This window comes from Arthrobacter sp. NPDC057259, from assembly GCF_042668995.1.
Lineage (GTDB): Bacteria > Actinomycetota > Actinomycetes > Actinomycetales > Micrococcaceae > Arthrobacter.
Genome location: NZ_JBHUYA010000004.1, coordinates 186,824 through 208,024 on the forward strand (window position 1 = coordinate 186,824; position 21,201 = coordinate 208,024).

General features: G+C 68.5%; 25 protein-coding genes. 15 read left to right on the top strand and 10 right to left on the bottom strand.

Annotation, left to right across the window (positions count from 1 at the left end; all coding sequences use genetic code 11):
- The first annotated feature begins 57 nt into the window (after positions 1-57).
- The 5 genes from fdxA (at position 58) to ACFUCU_RS08645 (ending at position 4,591) form a co-directional block, all read left to right on the top strand.
- Entirely contained in the window at positions 58-384 is a 327-nt protein-coding gene (gene fdxA / locus ACFUCU_RS08625; RefSeq protein ID WP_290255783.1) for a ferredoxin, read from the top strand.
- 12 nt (positions 385-396) lie between these two features.
- A complete protein-coding gene (gene dapC / locus ACFUCU_RS08630; RefSeq protein WP_377972018.1) occupies positions 397-1,545 on the top strand; it encodes a succinyldiaminopimelate transaminase in 1,149 nt (382 codons plus the stop codon).
- Positions 1,546-1,775: 230 nt separating this feature from the next.
- Complete coding sequence (locus ACFUCU_RS08635) at positions 1,776-3,059, top strand: citrate synthase (protein ID WP_290255781.1); 1,284 nt, start codon at positions 1,776-1,778, stop codon at positions 3,057-3,059.
- A 179-nt stretch (positions 3,060-3,238) separates the two neighbouring features.
- On the top strand, positions 3,239-3,871 hold the full coding sequence (locus tag ACFUCU_RS08640) for a TetR/AcrR family transcriptional regulator (protein ID WP_377972019.1): 633 nt from the start codon (positions 3,239-3,241) through the stop codon (positions 3,869-3,871).
- Positions 3,872-3,979: 108 nt separating this feature from the next.
- A complete protein-coding gene (locus ACFUCU_RS08645; RefSeq protein WP_377972021.1) occupies positions 3,980-4,591 on the top strand; it encodes a hypothetical protein in 612 nt (203 codons plus the stop codon).
- A gap of 51 nt (positions 4,592-4,642) precedes the next feature.
- Here ACFUCU_RS08645 and ACFUCU_RS08650 read toward each other — a convergent pair whose 3' ends face one another.
- Together ACFUCU_RS08650 and dapD are read right to left on the bottom strand one after the other, a co-directional pair.
- Positions 4,643-5,491, bottom strand: coding sequence for a hypothetical protein (locus tag ACFUCU_RS08650; protein WP_377972022.1), 849 nt, complete (start codon positions 5,489-5,491; stop codon positions 4,643-4,645).
- A gap of 65 nt (positions 5,492-5,556) precedes the next feature.
- Positions 5,557-6,567: a 2,3,4,5-tetrahydropyridine-2,6-dicarboxylate N-succinyltransferase gene (gene dapD, locus ACFUCU_RS08655; protein WP_377972024.1), complete on the bottom strand. Its 1,011-nt coding sequence runs from the start codon at positions 6,565-6,567 to the stop codon at positions 5,557-5,559.
- 71 nt (positions 6,568-6,638) lie between these two features.
- On the opposite strand from dapD, the gene dapE reads away from it, so the two are divergent.
- Positions 6,639-7,775 carry a succinyl-diaminopimelate desuccinylase gene (gene dapE, locus ACFUCU_RS08660; protein WP_377972026.1) on the top strand — a complete coding sequence of 379 codons (1,137 nt, stop codon included), beginning with the start codon at positions 6,639-6,641 and terminating at the stop codon, positions 7,773-7,775.
- A 109-nt stretch (positions 7,776-7,884) separates the two neighbouring features.
- Here the strand turns inward: dapE and ACFUCU_RS08665 are convergent, their stop codons facing one another.
- From ACFUCU_RS08665 to ACFUCU_RS08680, 4 genes are all read right to left on the bottom strand, one after another.
- Positions 7,885-8,736 carry an amino acid ABC transporter permease gene (locus ACFUCU_RS08665; protein ID WP_290255776.1) on the bottom strand — a complete coding sequence of 284 codons (852 nt, stop codon included), beginning with the start codon at positions 8,734-8,736 and terminating at the stop codon, positions 7,885-7,887.
- A complete protein-coding gene (locus ACFUCU_RS08670) occupies positions 8,733-9,380 on the bottom strand; it encodes an amino acid ABC transporter permease (RefSeq protein WP_290255775.1) in 648 nt (215 codons plus the stop codon). The genes ACFUCU_RS08665 and ACFUCU_RS08670 overlap by 4 nt, the downstream gene beginning before the upstream one ends.
- 63 nt (positions 9,381-9,443) lie before the next feature.
- Positions 9,444-10,352, bottom strand: coding sequence for a glutamate ABC transporter substrate-binding protein (locus ACFUCU_RS08675; protein WP_290255774.1), 909 nt, complete (start codon positions 10,350-10,352; stop codon positions 9,444-9,446).
- Between the two features lie 56 nt (positions 10,353-10,408).
- Positions 10,409-11,164, bottom strand: a complete 756-nt coding sequence (locus tag ACFUCU_RS08680) for an amino acid ABC transporter ATP-binding protein (RefSeq protein ID WP_290255773.1) — start codon at positions 11,162-11,164, stop codon at positions 10,409-10,411.
- Positions 11,165-11,476: 312 nt separating this feature from the next.
- Here ACFUCU_RS08680 and ACFUCU_RS08685 point away from each other — a divergent pair, with 312 nt between their 5' ends.
- The 4 genes from ACFUCU_RS08685 to ACFUCU_RS08700 all read left to right on the top strand — a co-directional run bounded on the left by ACFUCU_RS08685 (position 11,477) and on the right by ACFUCU_RS08700 (position 14,323).
- On the top strand, positions 11,477-12,205 hold the full coding sequence (locus tag ACFUCU_RS08685; protein WP_377972167.1) for a TIGR00730 family Rossman fold protein: 729 nt from the start codon (positions 11,477-11,479) through the stop codon (positions 12,203-12,205).
- A gap of 36 nt (positions 12,206-12,241) precedes the next feature.
- The gene (locus ACFUCU_RS08690) at positions 12,242-12,637 is read left to right on the top strand and encodes a DivIVA domain-containing protein (RefSeq protein ID WP_290255771.1); all 396 of its coding nucleotides are present in this window, start codon (positions 12,242-12,244) and stop codon (positions 12,635-12,637) included.
- Positions 12,638-12,723: 86 nt separating this feature from the next.
- Positions 12,724-13,965, top strand: coding sequence for a hypothetical protein (locus ACFUCU_RS08695; RefSeq protein ID WP_377972168.1), 1,242 nt, complete (start codon positions 12,724-12,726; stop codon positions 13,963-13,965).
- 190 nt (positions 13,966-14,155) lie between these two features.
- Entirely contained in the window at positions 14,156-14,323 is a 168-nt protein-coding gene (locus ACFUCU_RS08700; protein WP_290255770.1) for a DUF3117 domain-containing protein, read from the top strand.
- A gap of 82 nt (positions 14,324-14,405) precedes the next feature.
- On the opposite strand, the gene ACFUCU_RS08705 is transcribed toward ACFUCU_RS08700, so the two are convergent.
- Positions 14,406-15,038: an O-methyltransferase gene (locus ACFUCU_RS08705; protein WP_377972029.1), complete on the bottom strand. Its 633-nt coding sequence runs from the start codon at positions 15,036-15,038 to the stop codon at positions 14,406-14,408.
- A 241-nt stretch (positions 15,039-15,279) separates the two neighbouring features.
- On the opposite strand from ACFUCU_RS08705, the gene sigE reads away from it, so the two are divergent.
- The 4 genes from sigE to ACFUCU_RS08725 all read left to right on the top strand — a co-directional run bounded on the left by sigE (position 15,280) and on the right by ACFUCU_RS08725 (position 18,316).
- Positions 15,280-15,909 (top strand): RNA polymerase sigma factor SigE, encoded by a 630-nt coding sequence (sigE, locus tag ACFUCU_RS08710; RefSeq protein WP_290255768.1) that lies wholly within the window; start codon positions 15,280-15,282, stop codon positions 15,907-15,909.
- 7 nt (positions 15,910-15,916) lie between these two features.
- Positions 15,917-17,065, top strand: a complete 1,149-nt coding sequence (locus tag ACFUCU_RS08715; RefSeq protein ID WP_377972031.1) for a hypothetical protein — start codon at positions 15,917-15,919, stop codon at positions 17,063-17,065.
- A 90-nt stretch (positions 17,066-17,155) separates the two neighbouring features.
- The gene (locus ACFUCU_RS08720) at positions 17,156-17,533 is read left to right on the top strand and encodes a twin-arginine translocase TatA/TatE family subunit (protein ID WP_290255766.1); all 378 of its coding nucleotides are present in this window, start codon (positions 17,156-17,158) and stop codon (positions 17,531-17,533) included.
- 78 nt (positions 17,534-17,611) lie between these two features.
- On the top strand, positions 17,612-18,316 hold the full coding sequence (locus ACFUCU_RS08725; protein ID WP_377972032.1) for a hypothetical protein: 705 nt from the start codon (positions 17,612-17,614) through the stop codon (positions 18,314-18,316).
- Here ACFUCU_RS08725 and ACFUCU_RS08730 read toward each other — a convergent pair.
- Complete coding sequence (locus tag ACFUCU_RS08730) at positions 18,313-18,819, bottom strand: GNAT family N-acetyltransferase (RefSeq protein WP_377972034.1); 507 nt, start codon at positions 18,817-18,819, stop codon at positions 18,313-18,315. The genes ACFUCU_RS08725 and ACFUCU_RS08730 overlap by 4 nt on opposite strands.
- Before the next feature lie 82 nt (positions 18,820-18,901).
- On the opposite strand from ACFUCU_RS08730, the gene ACFUCU_RS08735 reads away from it, so the two are divergent.
- A complete protein-coding gene (locus ACFUCU_RS08735) occupies positions 18,902-19,510 on the top strand; it encodes an HAD family hydrolase (protein WP_377972035.1) in 609 nt (202 codons plus the stop codon).
- Between the two features lie 54 nt (positions 19,511-19,564).
- Here ACFUCU_RS08735 and ACFUCU_RS08740 read toward each other — a convergent pair whose 3' ends face one another.
- Positions 19,565-20,038, bottom strand: a complete 474-nt coding sequence (locus tag ACFUCU_RS08740; RefSeq protein WP_377972036.1) for an NUDIX domain-containing protein — start codon at positions 20,036-20,038, stop codon at positions 19,565-19,567.
- Between the two features lie 35 nt (positions 20,039-20,073).
- Positions 20,074-21,198 carry an Mrp/NBP35 family ATP-binding protein gene (locus ACFUCU_RS08745; protein WP_377972037.1) on the bottom strand — a complete coding sequence of 375 codons (1,125 nt, stop codon included), beginning with the start codon at positions 21,196-21,198 and terminating at the stop codon, positions 20,074-20,076.
- Positions 21,199-21,201 lie beyond the last annotated feature (3 nt).

The following is a 21,201-nucleotide window of genomic DNA, read 5'->3' on the forward strand; positions in this document are numbered from 1 at the left end:
TCAGGCCGGGGCAGAACGCCCGGCGGAAGCCGGAGCCAACGTGGAGAGGCCAGGGTCGTGACGTACGTAATCGCGCAGCCGTGTGTAGATGTTAAGGACAAGGCATGCATTGAGGAGTGCCCGGTCGACTGCATCTACGAGGGTGAGCGTTCCCTGTACATCCACCCGGACGAGTGTGTGGACTGCGGTGCCTGCGAGCCGGTCTGCCCCGTCGAGGCGATCTACTACGAGGACGACACCCCCGAAGAGTGGGCGGACTACTACAAGGCCAACGTGGAGTTCTTCGACGTGCTGGGTTCCCCGGGAGGGGCCGCCAAGATCGGCAACACCCACACCGACCACCCCATGATCGCCGCCCTGCCGCCGCAGAACCAAGACCACTAAGACGGATCCACGGTGACTTCTGCGGTGCGCAGCTTCGGCCTCAGCCTGCCCGACTACCCGTGGGAGGCGATGGCGCCCTACAGCGCCCGCGCCGCCGGGCACCCCGGGGGAGTGGCCAACCTGTCCATCGGCACCCCGGTGGATGACACGCCCGCCCTGGTCCAGGACGCCCTCCGGGCCGCGGCCAACGCTCCCGGCTACCCGACCGTGCACGGCACCCCGGCCCTCCGCGAGGCCATCGCCGCCTGGTTCGAGCGCCGCCGCGGCGTCCCCGGCCTCGACCCGCAGAACGTCATGCCGACCGTCGGGTCCAAGGAACTGGTGGCCTGGCTGCCGTTCCTGCTCGGCCTGAAGCCCGGCGACGTCGTCGTCCGGCCCACCGTCGCGTACCCCACCTACGACATCGGGGCCACGTTCGCCGGCGCGGAGCACGTCGCCGCCGACGACCTCGATGAACTCGACGCCGGCACCCGCTCGCGCGTCCGGCTCGTCTGGGTCAACTCCCCGGCCAACCCCACCGGCAGCGTCCGCGACGCCGAGTCCCTGCGCCGGATCGTGGCGCAGGCCCGTGAGCTGGGCGCCGTCGTCGCCTCCGACGAGTGCTACGCCGAACTCGGCTGGGGCGAATGGGACGTCCAGCGAGGCGGGGAACCCGTACCCAGCATCCTCGACCCGCGGGTGGCGGGCGGCTCCCACGAGGGGCTGCTGGCGGTCTACTCGCTGAGCAAGCAGTCCAACCTGGCCGGCTACCGGGCCGCCTTCGTCGCCGGCGACGGGGCCCTGATGGCCAACCTGGTCAACAGCCGCAAGCACGCCGGGATGATCGTGCCCTACCCGGTCCAGGAGGCCATGCGCGTGGCGCTTGGCGACGACGCCCACGTCACCGCGCAGAAGGACCTGTACCGCGGCCGCCGCGAGCGGATCGTTCCCGCACTGGAGGCCTTCGGGCTGACCATTCACGAGTCCCGCGCCGGCCTCTACCTGTGGGCCACCGCGGGCGAGCCGACCTGGGACACGGTGGGGCGGCTGGCGGACCGCGGAATCGTCGTCGGCCCCGGGGTGTTCTACGGCGACGCCGGCAACGGCTTCGTGCGGGTGGCCCTCACGGCCAGCGACGAGCGGATCGCCACCGCGGCGGAGCGTCTGGCTACGGGACCGTAACGATGCTGTGACGCGGGGCACACAAAGCGCGGATTCGCCGCCTTGAAGGCCCTGCGGATTAGTACCACCCGCGAAGTCCCGGTACTTTTTAACTGACGATCAATGGTGGCTTTCCACAAGAAGGCAGCGCGGCCGTTGGAACCGGCATGCAGATGCGGATTCCGTGGGCGGCTTCACCAGATGTTGGATCAAGCTTTCAACAGGGGCCCAGGGCCTCATGAGGAGAATCCATGACTGAGACCACCAGCGCAACCCTGCGTCATGCAGGCGGCGAGCTTGAGCTCCCGCGCATCAAGGTTGTTGAAGGAAACGAAGGCTACGACGTTTCCAAGCTGCTGAAGCAGACCGGCGCCGTTGCCTTTGACCCCGGTTTCATGAACACCGCGGCCACCACCTCGGCCATCACCTACATCGATGGCGACGCCGGCATCCTGCGCTACCGGGGCTACCCGATCGAGCAGCTGGCCGAGCACTCGAGCTTCCTCGAGGTGTCCTACCTGCTGATCTACGGCAACCTGCCGACGCCGGCCGAGCTGGAGGCCTTCGACCAGCGGATCCGCCACCACACCCTGCTGCACGAGGAGCTCAAGGGCTTCTTCAGCGGCTTCCCGCGCGACGCGCACCCGATGCCGGTGCTTTCCTCCGCCGTCTCCGCGCTGTCCACGTTCTACCAGGACTCGCTGGACCCGTTCAACGCCGAGCACGTTGAGGTTTCCACCTACCGCCTGCTGGCCAAGATGCCGGTCATCGCCGCATACGCGCTGAAGAAGTCCATCGGCCAGCCGATGCTCTACCCGGACAACTCCATGAACCTGGTGGAGAACTTCCTGCGCCTGAGCTTCGGCCTCCCCGCCGAGCAGTACGAGGTCGACCCGGTCGTTGCCAAGGCCCTGGACCTGCTGCTCATCCTGCACGCGGACCACGAGCAGAACTGCTCCACCTCCACGGTCCGCCTGGTCGGCTCCTCCAACGCCAACCTCTTCGCGTCCGTCTCCGCCGGCATCAACGCCCTCTTCGGCCCCGCCCACGGCGGCGCCAACGAGGCCGTCCTCAAGATGCTCCGCCAGATCCAGGCCGACGGCATCAAGCCCGAGGACTACATGGAGAAGGTCAAGAACAAGGAAGACGGCGTCCGCCTGATGGGCTTCGGCCACCGGGTCTACAAGAACTACGACCCGCGCGCCAAGATCGTCAAGGCCACGGCCCACGAGATCCTCAGCAAGCTCGGCGGCAACGACGAACTGCTCGAGATCGCCCTCCGCCTCGAAGAGAAGGCGTTGCAGGATGACTACTTCATCCAGCGCAAGCTCTACCCGAACGTGGACTTCTACACCGGCCTGATCTACAAGGCCATGGGCTTCCCGGAGAAGATGTTCACCGTGCTCTTCGCGATCGGCCGCCTCCCCGGCTGGATCGCGCAGTGGCGCGAGATGATCAGCGACCCGAACACCAAGATCGGCCGCCCGCGCCAGCTGTACACGGGAGAGCCGGAACGGAACTACCCGGCCGTCTAGGTCCCATCCAACGGCACTGCACTGCTGAGCACAGCCCGACGGCGGCGGCCGCGCACCCTTTTCCAGGGGCGCGGCCGCCGCCGTTTTCCGTGCCGGAAGTGCCCGTGGCTGGTACAGGAGTGACGGGTGGGACGGCGTGGTTCGCCGTGAACGGGGCACGTGCGTGCTAAAAAAGAGCAATGCCCAAATTTGTCGACGCTGTTTTGCGGCGCCAGGAAATTGTCGACGCGGTCTTCCGCATTATCGCCACCGACGGCCTGGAACGGGCGTCCCTGCGTGAGGTGGCCGACGAGGCCGGCTTGGCCGTCGGCTCCGTGCGGCACTACTTCGCCAGCAGCGACGAGCTGCTCATCCACTCCTTCAGCGTCGCCGTTGACAGCATCACCGGCCGGTTGCTCGCCGCCGAGGAGCAGCTCGCCGCGGCAGCCCCCGGCACCCCCGGCCACCGGACCGCCGTGCTGGCGCTGCTGGAGGAACTGCTGCCGCTCGATGAGGAGCGGGCCATGGACGCCTGCGTCTGGATGGCCTTCAAGGCCGCAGCCCGTACCCGCCCTTTCCTGGTACCGGAGGCGGACCGCAGCCACCGGGCGGTGGCCGCCGTCGTCGGCCGCCTGGTCCTCACCCTCGCCGGAGACGGCGCGGAGCCGCACCAGCAACAGCTGGTCACCGAGGCCGAGCGGCTCCTGGCAACCCTCGACGGGCTAGTCCTGCATGCCTTGCTGCAGCCGGAATGGATGACGGCACAGGTGTGCCGCGACGTCCTGGAGGCGCACCTTTCGACCCTGGACCGGCGGCACCCGGTCCCTGCCTGACCGCCGGGGACCATCACCTGGACCGCCACCTACCTGTGCCCGCCATTAACCTGTGCGGCCAACGGGAATACACTGAAAAAGTACGTCTTGCCAAGGGAGGCACATCGGATGCACCACACAGGCGGGCCCGGCTGGCGGATCACCATGGACACCTCGGGTCCCATGCTGATCGCGCTGTATATACGGGACGCGGCCGGCCTGGAGACCGTGGGTCATCCGGTCCTCTGCCCGGTCGTTCCCAAGATCCATCCGTCGAACCATTCCCACCTGATCAACGAGGTGGGCGGGATGCCGGCACTGAAGACGGAGTGGGAGGCCTGGTGGTCACAGTTGCTCAAGGCGCACCCGGAGATGGAGCCCGAGCTGGGGCCGCCCGGCTTCCGCGCCTTCGGCAACTCCCCGGCCCTGCGGCGCGTGCTGCAGGCGCACTTCGGCGCCGCGCTCAGCTGGGCCCGGGAGCGCCAGGGGGAGTACCGCGCGCTCGAGGCTGAACGGGACGTCAACGGTGCCTCGTCGATCCTGGCCGACATGGTCGAGGACCGACTGCTGGAGGCCGGCCGGGATGCCCGCGACTTCGAGCTGACCATCATCGAACTGCCGCTGGCCGAGCCGCGGGCCTGGTACTTGGAGCCGGACAAGATCATCATGAGCTCGGCGCTGGCCGCGGACCCGGAGCTGTTCCGCAGCTACGTCCAGCCCGTCATCGAACTGCTGGCCTGATCGGGCCAACGTCGTCCGCGCCCGCCGGTCTTTGCGGCGAGCCGTTTACCTCTACTTGGCCGGTTCCGCCGCGACCGTGATGCTGACCTGGCCCGCCGGGGCGTCGCCGGGCTGCCAGCCGTTGTGGCCGGACCGGGTCCAGGCCTGGCCGTCGACGGCGACCGCGGTGATGGACAGCGACTTCGCGTTCGCCACCGCCCATTGGGCCACGGCCCACGCCCGGGTGCCCTGCGCCTGCACGGTGAGCGTGCGCCCCTCCGTGCCGGCGGTGAGCGCTCCGAATGCCGATGTCAGCCGCTGCTGCACGGCGGCCGGGTCGCCGGCGGCGTCGGGGGCACGTAGCGTGCAGTCCAGGGACTGCGGCGACTGCCCGGTCAGGGCGGAGGCGAAGGCCCGGGCCGTCGGTTCGTGCTGGGCGTAGGCGCCCGGGTAGGCCGAACGCTGGACCTCCTGCGCGGCGGCGGTGATGGGCAGCGACTCATAGCCGGGAATCTTGACCAGGGCATCGTAGAAGGCGTTCGTGGCATGGTACGGGTCCATCACCTCGGCCTCGGTGCCCCAGCCCTGGGAGGGCCGCTGCTGGAAAAGCCCGCGGGAGTCCGGCCCGGCCTCGTCCCCGTGGCCGATGTTGCGGAGCTTGGATTCCTGCAGCGAGGTGGCCAGCGCAATGCTGGCGGCGCGGGCGGGCAGCCCGCGCCGCACCGCGATCGCGCTGATCAGGGCGGCGTACCCGGCCTGGTCGGAGGCGAGGTCCTCGTCCGCGCCGGGGACCTTGCAGCCCTCCGTCACCAGGGTCTCGGAGCGCTGCAGGAAGGCGACGGCGGTGTACACGGCGCCGCCCACCATCGCCAGGACCAGCAACAGCACGATCCTGCGGCGCCAGCCACGTCTGCGTGCCACGTAAATACTCCCTCGGGCCCCGCGGGGCCGGTCGAATCCTGAGCCGTCAGGCTCTCGGCCGGTGCCTAGTTGGCGTGCAGAGCCTCGTTGAGCTCCACGGTCTGTCCCTTGCGGGGCAGTACTTCCACCTGGCCGCTGGTGGAGTTGCGGCGGAACAGCAGGTTCGGGACGCCGGAGAGCTCCACGGCTTTGACGATCCGGGTGGTGTCCTCGCCGTCGGCGTCCTTCGGGCCCACCACGCGGACGCGGGTTCCGGCGGTGACGTACAGGCCGGCCTCCACCACGGAGTCATCGCCGATGCTGATCCCTACGCCGGAGTTCGCGCCCAGGAGGACCCGCTCTCCGAGGGAGATCTGTTCCTTGCCGCCGCCGGAGAGGGTGCCCATGATCGAGGCGCCGCCGCCGACGTCGGTGCCGTTTCCCGCGACGACACCGGCGGAGATCCGGCCCTCCACCATGGAGGTGCCGAGCGTGCCGGCGTTGAAGTTCACGAACCCCTCGTGCATGACCGTGGTGCCCTCGGCCAGGTGCGCGCCGAGGCGGACCCTGTCGGCGTCGGCGATCCGGACGCCCGAGGGAAGGACGTAGTCCACCATGCGCGGGAACTTGTCCACGCCGTAGACGGTGACGGCGCCGCGGCGGCGGAGCCGGGCACGGGTCATTTCGAAGCCCTCCACCGGGGCGGGGCCGAAGTTGGTCCAGACGACGTTGGGCAGTTTGCCGAAGATGCCGTCCAAGTTGATGCTGTTGGGCTTGACCAGGCGGTGCGAGAGCAGGTGCAGGCGCAGGTACGCGTCGGCGGTGTCCGCGGGGGCCTCATCCAGGTTGATCTGGGCGAAGATGACCTTCTGCTCGGTGCCGCGGTCGGCGTCGTCGCCTGCCGCCGCGATTTCCTGCAGCGACTGGTCCGCGTTGGCGACGTCCCGCAGGCTCTCCGCGGCGGTTCCGAGCGCCGGGGCCGGGAACCAGGCGTCCAGCACGGTGGCCGCGCCGTCGCGGGTGGCGATGGTGGCCACCCCGTAGCCGTAGGCGGAGCGGGAGTCGGCGGGCGCGGCAGAGGAAGCGTTGTCAGTCATGCGCCCAAGTCTATCGACGGGCCCCGCCGTCTTCTAAAACGGTGACGGTGCGCGGACGCTACAGTGGGACGGTGACTGAGCAAAGCGCCCCCGCCCGCCTGGACCTGCACCAGGACGTGGCCCTCCTGACCGCAGACATCATCGACATCTTCAGCGTTTCGGGGGAGGAGCGCCGGCTGGCGGACGCCGTCGAGCACGCGCTCCGGGCCATCCCGCAGCTGGAGCTGACCCGGGACGGCGACGCGATCGTCGCCCGCACCTCGTTGGGCCGGCCCGAGCGGGTCATCCTGGCCGGGCACCTGGACACGGTGCCGCTGCCCACCACCGAGGGCTCCCTCGGCACCGTCCCCTCCTACTGGGCCTCCGGCGCGCCGGGGGAGGGCATCCTCTACGGCCGCGGCGCCACCGACATGAAGAGCGGCGTCGCCGTGCAGCTGGCCCTGGCGGCCGGGATGTTCGACGGCGGCGCGGCACCGGACAAGGACGTCACCTTCGTCTTCTATGACCACGAGGAGGTCGAGGGCGTCAAGAGCGGCCTGGGCCGGCTGGTGCGCAACCACGGGCACCTCCTCGAGGGCGACTTCGCGATCCTGCTCGAACCCACTGACGGAACCGTCGAGGGCGGCTGCAACGGCACCATCCGCTTTGAGGCCACCACCGTCGGCGAGGCGGCCCACTCCGCGCGGGCCTGGATGGGCAGCAACGCCATCCACGCCGCGGCGCCCATCCTGGAACGCCTGGCGGCGTACGAGCCGAAGACGGTCTCCGTCGACGGCCTGGACTACCGGGAGAGCCTGAACGCAGTGCGCGTTCACGGCGGCACGGCCGGCAACGTCATCCCGGACCGTTGCGTAGTGGAGATCAACTACCGCTTCGCTCCCGACAAGACCATGGCGCAGGCCGAGGCGCACGTGCGCGAGCTGCTGGGCGGCTTCGACCTGGTCCGCACCGACGGCGCCGCCGGTGCCCGGCCCGGGCTGAACCATCCGGCCGCCGCGTCCTTCGTCGCCGCCGTCGGGGCCGAGCCGAAGCCCAAGTACGGCTGGACAGACGTCGCCCGCTTCAGCGAACTGGGCGTCCCCGCTGTGAACTTCGGCCCCGGGGACGCGCTGCTGGCGCACAAGGACAACGAGCACGTCGACGCCGCGGCCATCCGCGAATGCCTGCGTGCGTTGCGCTCCTGGCTGGGACTGCCCGCCGCCGAGTAGGCGCGCGTCGGCACTGAAACGCCCGAAACGCAGAACGGCCCGGAACCTGAGGTTCCGGGCCGTTCTGCGTCGAAGCTGTGTTGCTGGTGTGGCTGCGTTGCTGGTGGGGCTAGGCGTCGGCGGGGACGCTGGCCGCCGGCACCACCGCCACGCCCGGCTTGCGGGAGAGCCGGCGTTCCAGCCACTTCGCGATCGCGGCCAGGATCAGGCACATGCCCACGTACAGCACGGCAGCCACCATGGCGGCCGGGATGATCGGGGAGCCGTACTGGATCTGGCTGCCGAAGTACTTCGCCTGGAACAGGATCTCGTTGTAGGTCACGATGAACCCGAGGGCGGTGTCCTTCAGGATGACCACCAGCTGGGAGATGATGACCGGCAGCATGGACCTGACCGCCTGCGGGAGCAGGATGCTGGTCATGACCTTGCTCTTGGGCAGGCCGATCGCGTAGCCGGCCTCGCTCTGGCCGCGCGGCAGCGATTCGATGCCGGCGCGGAACACCTCGGCCAGGACCGAACCGTTGTACAGCACCAGGCCGGCCACGACGGCGGTGAAGGGCGTGATGCCCTGGATGCCGACGGTGGGCAGGCCGTAGTAGAAGATCATCATCAGGATCAGAAGCGGCACGGCACGGAACAGCTCCGTGAAGCCGTAGCACGGGGCGCTGATCCAGCGGCGGTCCGAGAGCCGGCCGAAGGCCAGCAGGATGCCGAGGATCAGGCTCAGTACGGCCGCGGTGCCGAAGGCCGACAGCGTGGCGCCGACGGACTGGAGGATGGTCTGCTGCACCAGCGGGAAGGTGAACAGCTGCCACTTCTTCGCCTCGAACTGGCCGCTTTCGGCGAACCGGAGCAGGACGAAGCCGATGATCAGCAAGATCACCAGGGCGGTGACGACGCCGAGGATCCGGTAGCGGGCACGGGACTTGGGGCCGGGGGCGTCAAAGAGGACGGAACTCATCGGGCAACCTTCCACTTCTGTTCAAGCTTTCGCTGCAGGGCGGAAAGGATGAAGACAAGGATGATGAACACCAGGGCCACCCACAGCAGGCCGGTCAGGGCCGGCTCGCCGCGCTCGGAGAGGTTGGCGCGGATGGCGCCGGCCTCGAAGACCGAGAAGCCCGCAGCCACCGTGGTGTTCTTGAGCAGGGCGATGAAGACGCTGAACATCGGCGGGATCACGGCGCGGAACGCCTGCGGCAGGATCACCAGGGTAAGGGTCTGGGTGAACGGCAGGCCGATGGCGCGGGCGGCTTCGGCCTGGCCCACCGGCACGGTGTTGATACCGGAGCGGACAGCCTCGGCCACGTAGGTGGCGGTGTAGAGGCTCAGGCCGATGATCGCGGCGGTGGTGAAGTCGATCGGCACCAGGCCCAGCTTCGGGTAACCCAAAGCGAAGAAGAACAGCACCAGGGTCAGCGGGGTATTGCGCACCACGTTGACGTAGAGCGTCGCGGTCGCACGCATGGCGGGGACGGGGGACACCCGCAGGGCGGCGACGACGGTGCCGAGGATCAGGGCGAAGATCGCCGAGAAGAAAAAGAGGATGAGCGTGTTTCGGAACCCCGTAATGAAGAGGTCCGAGTTATTCAGCAGCGTATTCACAGAATCGTCGCTTTCGACAGTGGAAGAGGGGGCGGCCCGGAGGCCGCCCCCTCAACGCAGGTTTTAGTAGTTCTCTACTGCGGGCTGCTGGACCTTCGTGCCGGACTGGCCGAGCGTCTGGTCGTAGATCTTCTGCCAGACGGAACCGCCGTCGGTGAAGGTCTTGTTGATGAACTGGCGCAGGGCGGTGTCACCCTTCTTCAGGCCGACACCGTACTTCTCGGTGGTGAACGGCTGGCCGACAACCTTCAGGCTGTCCGGCTCCTGGGCGGCGTAGCCGAGCAGGATGGCCTGGTCGGTGGTGACCGCGTCAACCTGGCCGCTCTTGAGGGCCTCAACACACTGCGAGTAGGTGTCGAACTCGGTGGTCTTGGTGCCCGGGAAGTTGGCCTTGATGTTCTGGATCGGGGTGGAACCGGTGGCCGAGCAAACGTTCTTGCCGGAGAGGTCCTTCTCGCTGTTGATGCTGGAGTTGTCCTTCTTGACCAGGATGCCCTGGCCGGTGACGAAGTACGGTCCGGCGAAGTCGATCAGCTGCTTGCGCTTGTCCGTGATGGAGTAGGTGCCGACGTAGTAGTCGATGTCGCCGTTGGTGATGGCGGACTCACGGTTGGCGGACGGGATCGGCTTGAACTCGATCTTGTCCTTGCTCATGCCCAGGGACGCGGCAACCCACTTGGCGATCTCGATGTCGAAGCCGGAGTACTCGCCGGTGGCTGCATCCTTGAAGCCGAGGCCGGGCTGGTCCTGCTTGACGCCGATGCGGATCTTGCCGCTGGACTTGATCGCGTCGTAGGTCGGGCTGCCGGTCAGCGAGACGTTGTCCGCAACCTTGTACGGTGCCTGGTCCCCGCCGCCGGCCGGAGCAGCGCCGCCGGTGCTGCCGGAGCCGCCGCAGGCGCTGAGGGAGAGAGCCAGGGCCGCGGTGGCCGCGACGAACAGGGGCTTCTTCCCGTTAAAGAATTTCTTCATCGGATACCTTTCATTGGACGGCCGCCTGGCGGCGGCCGGAGAGAGATGCGGTGTGCTTAGTGGGTCAGGAGCTTGGACAGGAAGTCCTTGGCGCGGCTGCTCTTCGGGTTGGTGAAGAACTCCTCCGGCGTCTCGTCTTCGACGATCTGGCCGTCGGCCATGAAGACCACCCGGTCCGCGGCCTTGCGGGCGAAGCCCATCTCGTGGGTGACCACGATCATGGTCATGCCTTCCTTGGCGAGCTGGACCATGACGTCGAGGACCTCGTTGATCATCTCGGGGTCCAGCGCGGAAGTGGGCTCGTCGAACAGCATGACCTTGGGCTTCATCGCCAGGGCCCGCGCGATCGCCACGCGCTGCTGCTGGCCGCCGGAGAGCTGTGCGGGCAGCTTCGGCGCCTGCTGGCCGACGCCGACGCGCTCCAGCAGTGCCATGGCGTCCTTTTCGGCCTCGGCCTTGGAGGCACCCTTGACCTTGATCGGACCCAGCGTGACGTTCTCCAGGATCGTCTTGTGGGCGAACAGGTTGAAGGACTGGAATACCATGCCGACGTCGGCCCGCAGCTTGGCCAGGCCCTTGCCCTCGGCGGGAAGTTCCTTGCCGTCGATGGTGATGACGCCGTCGTCGATCGTTTCCAGCCGGTTGATGGTGCGGCACAGCGTTGACTTGCCCGAGCCCGAGGGGCCGATGACAACAACGACCTCTCCCTTGCGGACGTTCAGATTGATGTCCTTGAGGACATGCAACTGGCCGTAGTGCTTATTCACGGCCTTCAGGGAGACGAGGGCATCGCCGGGTACTTGAGTAGTCATAGGAAGAATCTAGCGAAGATTAGCCCCTTATGACGCCAATCACTCCCAGTTCGTCCACATCGTGACACAAGAGATACCCGTCACCCGGCGCCCCGGGACGCGCCCGGCGGGCCCCGGACATCCGGTGCCGCCGCGGGGGCTAGCCTTGGGGGCATGAAAAGCGAACCGCAGCCCGTGCCCGAGCAGCCCGCGTCCTCCGGCGGCAGTACCGCCGGCGGCAACGGGGGAGCCGGACGGCGGGAGAATCCGCCGGCCAACGGCATCCGGCACAAGGGCCCACTGGAACTGCGGCGCCGGGCGGCGAAGGTCACGATGTCCGACCAGACGCTCCTGGACACCAAGGGCCCCGGGCAGTTCGTGCACACGGATCCCTGGCGGGTGCTGCGGATTCAGAGCGAATTCGTCGAAGGCTTCGGTGCCCTGGCGGACCTGGGCCCGGCGGTCAGCGTCTTCGGCTCGGCCCGCACCCAGCCCGGCAGCCTGAACTACGAACTCGGCGTCGAGGTGGGCCGGAAGCTGGCCGAGGCCGGACTTGCCGTGATCACCGGCGGCGGTCCCGGTTCCATGGAGGCCGCGAACAAGGGCGCCGTCCAGGGCAACGGGGTCTCCGTGGGCCTGGGCATCGAGCTGCCGTTCGAGCAGGGCCTGAACCAGTGGGTGGACCTGGGCATCAACTTCCGTTACTTCTTCGCCCGCAAGACCATGTTCGTCAAGTACGCGCAGGGCTTCATCGTGCTGCCGGGCGGGCTGGGGACTCTGGACGAGTTGTTCGAGGCGATGGTCCTGGTGCAGACCCGCAAGGTGACGTCCTTCCCAATCGTGCTGATCGGCACCGCGTTCTGGAGCCCGATGCTCGAGTGGATCCAGACGACGCTGGTTACCGAGGGCATGATGGCCGAGCAGGACCTGGACCTCGTCCAGGTGGTCGACGATCCGGCGCTCGCCGTCGAACTCATCGTCGAGGGGGCTGCCCGGCACCGCAACCCCAGCGGCAACAACCCCGGTGCGGCGCCCGGCGGGGAGGCCGCGCCGCACGCCTGACCGGCCGCGCCCCGGCTTCTCTGGCACCATGGAGCTGTGAGTTTTTTCCTCGTCTTCCTGGCGGTCGTGCTGGCAGCCGCCGCCATTTTCCTCGGAACGGACCTGGTGCCGCGACTGTTCCGCCGCGGCCGCGGGGTGGGCCGGGCGTTCGACGACGGCTTCGATGAGCCGGTCGCGTCGCTGCCGGCCGTCCTGCTGCCCGAGGACGCGACGACGGCCGATATCGACCGGATCCGGTTCGCCGTGGGAGTCCGCGGCTACCGCATGGACCAGGTGGACCAGGTCCTGGACGAGCTGAAGGCGCAGATTACCCGCAAGGACCGGGAACTGGAGGACCTGAGGTCCCGGACCGGCGCGGAGACCGGGACGGCGCCCGCCGCTGAGCCGGGCCCCTCCACGCATTCCGCCCCGGCCACGCACCCGGCGCCGTGAACGAGCCCCGCCCCGTCCGCGAGGCGGGCCCCGCCGTCGAGTTCCGTCCCTCCGGCCCGGCCGCGCCGGAGGGCGTGAACGGCGCCCTGTGGCGGGTGATCGCAGGCGCTGGCGCCCGCGCCGCCCGGTGGCCCCGGTGGGTCCAGATCTCGGCGCTGTACCTTGCCGCCCGCCTGGTCAGTGCGTGCATCTTCGCCGGCGCAGCACTGCAGCAGGGCGTTAACCCGTGGTTCCCGCCGAAACCGGACTACTGGAACTTCATCAACATCTGGGATGCCCGCTGGTACGGCGAGGCGCTGCGGAACGGCTATCCGTCCGAACTCCCGGTGGACGCGGCCGGCAACGTCAAGGAGAACGCCTGGGCGTTCTACCCGCTGTTCCCGCTGCTCGGCCGGGTGCTCAGCGGCCTGACGGGACTGGCCCCGGCAACCTCTCTCACCCTGATCGCCTCGGTGGCGGGGCTGGGCGCCGCCCTGGTGATCTACCGCCTGTTTCGGTTTAAGGCCGGTCACCGCACCGCGCTGTGGGGTTCCGTTTTCGTGGCGACCTTCCCCTTGGCTCCCATCCTCCAGGTGCCCTATGCCGAGTCGCTGAACCTGCTCCTGCTGGCGGCGGCGCTGCTGCTGGTGCTGGAGCGGCGGTACCTGTGGGCCATGCCGGTGGTGCTGCTGATGGACCTGTCCCGGCCCACAGGCGTCCCGTTCGCTGCGATGCTCGGGCTGTTGTTCCTGTACCGCCTGTATGGCCGCGTCCGCGCCGGGCGCCGCCACGGCCTACCCGGCCAGGCGGCCGTCGGCGGTCCCGCCGACCATACGCCCGCCGGGCTCTGGACGCTGGCCGCCCTGACCGCCGTCGCGGGCGTCGGTGCCCTGCTCTGGCCCGCGATCGCGTGGGCCGTCACCGGGGACATCCAGGCCTACACGCGGACCGAGACGGTGTGGCGGGGCCACGACCTGGTGCCCTTCAAGCCGTGGTTCGATACCGGTGTCCAGTTGTTCGGACCCGTGCTGGGGCTGCTGGCCCCGTTTGTGTTCGTGGCCCTGTTTGCGCTGCTGATGATGTCCAAGCCGGCGGTCCGGCTGGGGACCGAATTGCGCCTCTGGTGCGTTTGTTACGTGGGGTACCTGCTGGTGTTCCTGCACCCTCAAACCAGCACCTTCCGGATGCTCCTGCCGCTCTTCCCGCTGGCACTCAGCGCGGCCTGGATATCCCGGTCCCGGGCGTACCGCGGCGCCGTTGTGGTGATGTTTTTGCTGCTCCAGCTGGTGTGGGTTGTGTGGCTCTGGGCCTGGGCCCAACTGCCCGGCGGCGGGGACTATCCGCCCTGATCTGCCGCTCCCAAGAATCTCCATCGATTAGCTACGCTCAGGTAATTGCGGGATAATGGTGCCCAAGCTAAGGAAAACTGAGTGTCAAACCCCGGCGTCCGCTCGCGGTCGGCGGGCAGCTTAATGGACCAAGCGGACACAGCCCGGCCGGGCTGGAAAGTCACGGGACAATTTGGAGGGGATATTCCGCATGGCTGCTATGAAACCGCGCACCGGCGACGGACCGATGGAAGTGACCAAAGAGGGTCGCAGCCTGATCATGCGGGTCCCGCTGGAGGGCGGGGGCCGGCTGGTGGTCGAACTTAATGCCGCTGAGGCCTCGAACCTCAGGGAATGCCTGGTCGGCGTCACCGAATAGGGCGCGGCCGGCACGGCTGGCAGGACAAGAACAAAGGGACCGGTTGCCGCGAGGCAGCCGGTCCCTTCTGCGTTTGCCGGGATTACTTCTTGACGGCCACCAGGAGTCCGTCGCCGGTGGGCAGCATGGCTGAGGCCAGCCGTTCGTCGTCGCGGATGGCCTTGCCGATCTGGCGCAGCACCACGGTGGTGGCCTCCCGGGCCGCGGGGTTGGCCACCCGGTCCTGGTCCAGGGCGTCGTTGACGATCAGCAGGCCGCCACGCTTGAGCAGCCGGATGGCCTGCTCCACATAGCGCGGGTAGTCCGGCTTGTCCGCGTCGATGAAAACCAGGTCGTATGCGCTGTCGGTCAGCCGGGGGAGCACGTCGCCGGCGCGGCCGGAGATGGTGCGGGTGCGGTTGGCGGGGTTCCCTGCCTCCTGGAAGGATTCCCGCGCCGCGCGAAGGTGTTCGACGTCGACGTCGATGGTGGTCAGGACCGCCTGCGGGCCCAGGCCGCGGAGGATGCAGACGCCGGAGACGCCGGCCCCGGTGCCGATCTCGACGGCGGTCTGGGCCTTGGACGCGGCGGCCAGCACGGTAAGCACGGCGCCCACCCCCGGACCCACCGGCGTCACACCCAGTTGGAACGACCGCTCACGCGCGTGCAGCAAGACCTCGTCCTCGGCAGGCAGATCTTCTGCGTAGGACCAGCTTGTGGACTTATCGGCGCTCATGGGTATCGCTTTCCGGGCAGGAGGGGAGTGTTCCCTCCAGCGTACTGGGTCCGGCCCCGCGAACCGGCGCGGCATTCCGCCGATGGCGGAAGTCCCCGGGCGGGTCAGGAATTTCCCAGAATTTTTTGAAATGATGGCTATCCGCTCATCCCCACGGTGATCGGCGTCGAACCAGTGGTGCAGGAGCCTGCGGGAGCAGGCGCCACGGAGACGTAAACACCATCTGCGAGGGGAGTGGACAATGTCAGTTCTGGCAAATGTCCCAGTCAGTGATCACGCCCAGCCCGCGGCCGATGCCGAATGGGTCCGGCCGACGTGGGAGGAAGTGGTCACGAACCACTCCGCCAAGGTCTACCGCCTCGCCTACCGGCTGACGGGCAACAAGTACGACGCCGAGGACCTCACCCAGGAGGTCTTCGTCCGTGTCTTCCGGTCGCTCGAGAACTTCAAGCCCGGCACCCTCGACGGCTGGCTGCACCGCATCACCACCAACCTCTTCCTGGACCAGGCCCGCCGCAAGAGCCGGATCCGGTTCGATGCGCTGGCCGAAGACGCCGAATCCCGGATCCCCGGCCGGGAACCGGGCCCGGAGCAGAGCTTCGAGCTGAACAACCTGGACCTGGACGTGCAGGCCGCCCTCGAGGAGCTGCCGCCGGACTTCCGGGCCGCCGTCGTCCTCTGCGACCTGGAGGGCCTCTCCTACGACGAGGTCGCCGCCGCCCTGGACGTCAAGCTCGGCACCGTCCGCTCCCGCATCCACCGCGGCCGGACCCTGCTGCGCGAGAAGCTCGCCCACCGTGACCCCCGTCCGCAGCCCAAGGCCGCCCTGAAGCCCCGCCTGAAGATGCCGCGCATCGCCGGTTTGCTCTGACGGGACGATGGCACAGCTGAGAGTTCTCCTGGGGGGCCTGGCGTGTAAGTTCCTCGCCCGGCAGGCCCGGCGTGACCGGTCGGCCGGGGTGCTGCCCAGTGCGGCGGCCGAGCGCCGCCTCCAACGCCATCTGCAGCGTTGCGCCGGCTGCAGGCGGCGCCAGGCCCACGAGCGGCAGTACCTGCAGCGGCTCCGCAACGCCGCCGTCCCGGAGGCCAGCGGTGACCTGACCGCCCGGTTGCTGGCAAGGACCAGCGAGATGGCGCAGCAACCCGAAATCACGCGCCCGGGTACCGCACAGCCCCATGCCGCATCCCCCGGGGCCGGGACGCCTGCCGCCCGGCCCGTCGCCCCTGCACCGGCCCGCAACGCGCGGGTCCGGCTGGCCGCCGCCGTGACCGGGGGCGTGGCCGCAGCCACCTGCCTGACCGCGGGTACCGCCTACGTCCTCGGTGAAGAAAGCGGGGCTGCCGCCGGCGCGCCTGCCTTCACCGATGCGCTCACCCCGCCCGGAACCGGCCGCTTCGTCTCCGCCCAGATGGCCTCCGTCTCCGGCTGGCGGTTGAGCGGTGAACCGGACATCGCGCCGGCCGAATCGCTCAGCGCCGAGCAACTCTCCGCGCTGCGCACCGGCGGCTGGGCCTGCCCCGAGTTTCGCGACCTCGGCTACCACCTCGCTTGGGCGCGTGCGGGCACGGCGGACGGAAAAGAGGTCCTGGAGCTGCGCCTGACCGACGGACAGTCCTTCGCCACGGTGCTGGAACAACACCCGGATCCCGCCGGTACTGCCGCTGGCTCCGGGGGCGGCGTGCCCGTCAACGTCGTCACCGGCCACCCGGCCCCGGCCGACGGCTTCGTGCCCGTCACGCTGCACGCTACGGCCGCCGACGCCGCAGGGCACGGGGCACCCGGTGTCCTCTGGGTCAACCGCCAGCCGCCCTACCGGGCCATCTACCGGACTGAACGCGCCACTTTCACCGTGGTCGCCGAGGCTCCGCCGGCCGAGACGGACGACGGCGTCGCCGCGGCGCTGCTGCCCGCCCAGCCCTCCACCGCCGGTCCCGGGGCCGATGCTGCCGGTGCCCCGGCAGCGGAGTCCCTGCAGACCCGGCTGGGCCGTGGCCTGCAGCGCGTTGTTGAGCTGCTGGCCCGATGAGCGCCCGCTTTTTCGCCGGCATACGGAGTGCCGGGCGACGTTCCGACGCCGAATCGTCGGCTCCCGGGACGAGAGGGTAATCTTCCTAGAGTGTTTGGAATCAACGGCCCGGAGTTCATTCTGCTGCTGATCATCGGCCTCCTGGTGATCGGTCCCAGCCGCCTCCCCGAATACACCCAGAAACTGGCGAATATCGTCAAGGAAGTCCGGCGGATGGCGTCCGGCGCGCGGGAACAGATCAAGGAAGAAGTCGGCATCGACATCGACGATGTGGACTGGAAGAAGTACGATCCGCGCCAGTACGATCCCCGCCGGATCATCCGCGAGGCCCTGCTGGAGGATGACACCAAGCCGGTCAGTGCCGGTGCTCCCGCGGCCGTAGCCGCCGCGGAGGAGCGGAAGCCCGCCCGGGTGGTGGAACGGCTGCCCGAGGGCGTGCCGGCACCCTTCGACACCGAAGCCACCTAGGGGCAGCGAACCCCGTCCTAGGCGCCAGGCGCCGGATGCCGTACGCTCAGCGGATTGCTGCCGCCAAGGGGGATACGGATGAACGACGCTGACCCGGCCGCCCAGGAACGATGGGCCGCCGTCGAGCGTGCCGCCAGGGACGTCACCGACCATGGCATTTCCGGCGCCGTCCGGACCTACTACTTGGTGTACCTTCCGGCGGGTCTGGTGCTGCTGGCCGTGGTCGGAGGCGTTCTTGCAGCCCGGATCTTTGCCCTCGGCCCCGCCGACTGGCGTGAGTACATTGGGGCCGGTCTGTCGTTGGCAGCAATCGGCGGATTCATTGGCGGGCTGCTCTATTTCCGCGCGCGGGTCAGCCCGCTGGTGCGTCCACGCCGGCGCAGCCCGTTGGCCTTGCTGACCGGCCCGGAACGCGTCCAGGTGCGCAGGGAGATCCTGGGCAAGGAGAAGCCCGCAGGCCACCGTCTGCCGCCGCTAAGGAGCCTGGCCACACAACTCCGACTGGGCCTGGCATTACAGCTGCTGCTGGCGCCGGGATATCTATTGCTGTGTGCCAACCAGATTCTGTTGGCGATCTCCCGCTGGGGCCAGCCGGGATTCCTTTGGGTTTGGATCCCCTTGCTGTTGCTCTTCGCCGGCCTGGTGGCCGCGGCGGCCCGGCAGTTTCGACGAACCGGGGACTTCCTGCGCCGTACTGCCGGCAGCACGGTTCCGACATCCCCGGACAAGGACGCTCCGGATGTGGGGCTTCCTGGGGATGGGCTGCCAGGAAGCATCCGCTAAAGGCTGACCGAGAAGCGCCCGATCTTCCCGAGGGCTGTTTCGATCTGGTGATCCAGCACCCCTCCGCAGCGTTCGATGGTTCTGATGGATGCGGTGTTGTCCATCAAGCAGCACAGCTTGACGCGTTCCATTCCTCGGAGCCTCGCGATTCCGAGCATCTGCTGCAGCGCCAGGGCCGCAACCCGGCGTCCGCGGGCGGAGGGCCTCAGTCCGTATCCCACATGCCCGAGCGTCGTCACTGCGGGGTTTGACGAGTGGCGCAGGGCGATTCCGCCGAGCACCTGACCGTCCTCGACGATCCACCGGTAGGTGCACCCGGCGTCTCCGCAGGCTGCCTCCGCGGCGGACAGCCGGTCAACGAATGCCTCGAAGCCGTGCGGGGAATGGACATCATCGGCCGTCCTCAGACCGAAACCGTCTTCGTGAAGGCCCTCGCCCCACTCGTCGTGGGCATCCAGCCACTCCGCGCGCAGGACCACTGTCGGACGTACAAGGTGCGGCATGGCATCACGCTAACAGCTGCGGCGGAGCAGACGGGACCAGCCTGCCCGGCGATGGCTTCGGGGACCCCGCTACGCTGGACCGATGACGGACACTGCCCGCCCGGCTCCCTGGTATCTCTTCGATTATGGAATGGTGGTCTCGACCGCCCCGAGACACAGCGACTGGGCCTTCCTGGAACAGGCAACGGGACTGAACCTACGGTCGGCGTCGAGCTCCTACTGGGCGAGCCGTGAAGCCTTCGATGCCGGAAAATTAGGCCCGGCGGAGTACTGGTCTGAGGTTTTGGGACGGCCGGTCCCTCCGGCGGACCTCGACCAACTGGAGCGCCTTGATGCGGCGCAGTGGTCCCACCTGAACCCGCAAACGATCGCTGTTCTGGAGACCTTGCGGAGCCGCCGGGCGAAGGTTGCGCTCCTATCGAACATGCCGCGTGGGATGGCCGAGTGGCATCTGGACGGATCAGGATGGGTGGGATATTTTTCGAGACTCTATTTCAGCGGCAAGCTCGGTATGGCAAAACCTGACCCCCGAATCTTCCACTATGTGGCTGCTGAGCTGTGCGCCCATCCGGAGGACATCGTCTTCATTGACGACAACGCGACCAACATCGCTGCCGCCCGGGAGCTCGGGTTCAGAACGATACTTCACACTTCCCAAACCGACCTTTGCTTCGAGCTGTCCAAGCCCTAAAGAGCCGCTCCCCGGTGGGGCATCGACAGCGTCCATTAGGCGGATTTCGATGCTCTATCGAGCCTGAAAGGCGCCGCTTTGACGGTACCGCAGGTAAAGCCGGATTACCTCACGTGTGGGCGGGTGCAGAGGTTCCGGCGGTGCGGCGAGGGGGAAGAACGCGATGTCGCTGACCTCCGACTCCTCCCGAGTAACCTTCCCGGTCCACCGCTCCAATGCGAAGCACAGTGCAAAAGCATGCACCTTGTCGCCATTTGGGTACTCCAGCTGATGAAGCTGAGGCTCAGACAAACTGGCGAACGCAGTCAGATCCGTGGCGTCCGCTCGTATGCCGGTCTCTTCGAACAGTTCGGCGACGGCGGCGGTTGCGAAACTCTGCCCGGGTTCGCAGGCTCCGGCCGGGAATTCCCACACGCCGCTATCGGTCCGTTGCTGGAAGAGCACAGTCTCATCGGGGCCCAACACCACGACCTGGGCCCCCGGCAGAAGCAGTTCGCGTGACCCGACCTGCTGGCGCAGTTCCCACACATACGAGCCGACGTGTCCCAGGGTGTTCCGTCCCCTCAGCGGGGCTGGAGTCCCAGCGGGCGGCCGGCGAGGTTCCGGGGGACGGAGGCGAGCCGGCCCGCGATGGCTTCCAGGGCCGCCGCGGCCGGGGTTTCCGGGTGCGCCAGCACCAGCGGGGTGCCGGCGTCGCCGCCCTCGCGCAGCAGGATCTCCAGCGGAATCTGGCCCAGGAGCGGCACGTCGGCGCCGACCGTGGCGGAGAGCCGCTCGGTGAGGACCGCGCCGCCGCCGCTGCCGAACAGCTCCATTCGGCCTCCGTCGGGCAATTGCAGGTAGGACATGTTCTCGACGACGCCCGCCACTGTCTGCCCGGTCTGCGCGGCGATGGTGCCGGCACGTTCGGCGACGTCCGCCGCGGCAGCCTGCGGGGTGGTGACCACCAGGAGTTCGGCACCGGGCAGCAGTTGCGCCACGGAGATGGCGATGTCCCCGGTACCCGGCGGCAGGTCCAGGAACAAGACGTCGAGGTCCCCGAAGTAGACGTCCGTCAGGAACTGCTCCAGCGCCCGGTGCAGCATGGGCCCGCGCCAGGCCACCGGCTGGTTCCCGGCGACGAACATGCCGATGGAGATGACCTTCACGCTGTGGGCCACCGGCGGCAGGATCATGTCGTCCACCCGGGTGGGGGCGGCGGTGATGCCCATCAGCGCCGGCACGGAGAAGCCGTGGACGTCGGCGTCGACGATCCCCACCCGCAGACCCTTCGCCGCCAGCGCGGAGGCGAGGTTGACCGTGACGGAGGACTTGCCCACGCCGCCCTTGCCGCTGGCCACGGCGTAGACCTTGGTGAGGGAGCCGGGCTGGTTGAACGGGATGCCGCGGACACCGCCCGGGCCGCGCAGCATCTCCTTGAGCGCGTCCCGCTGTTCCTGCGTCATCACCTTTAGTTCGACGTCGACGGCGGTGACGCCCGGGACGGCGGCCAGCGCCACCTCGCAGTCGGCGGTGATGGTGCCGCGCAGCGGGCAGCCGGCGATGGTCAGCAACACGCTGATCCGCACCCGGCCGTCGTCGGAGACCACCACCGCGTCGACCATCCCGAGCTCGGTGATGGGGCGTCGCAGCTCCGGGTCGATGACAGTGGCCAGCGCGGCGCGGACCGCCGATTCCAGTCCGGGCACGCC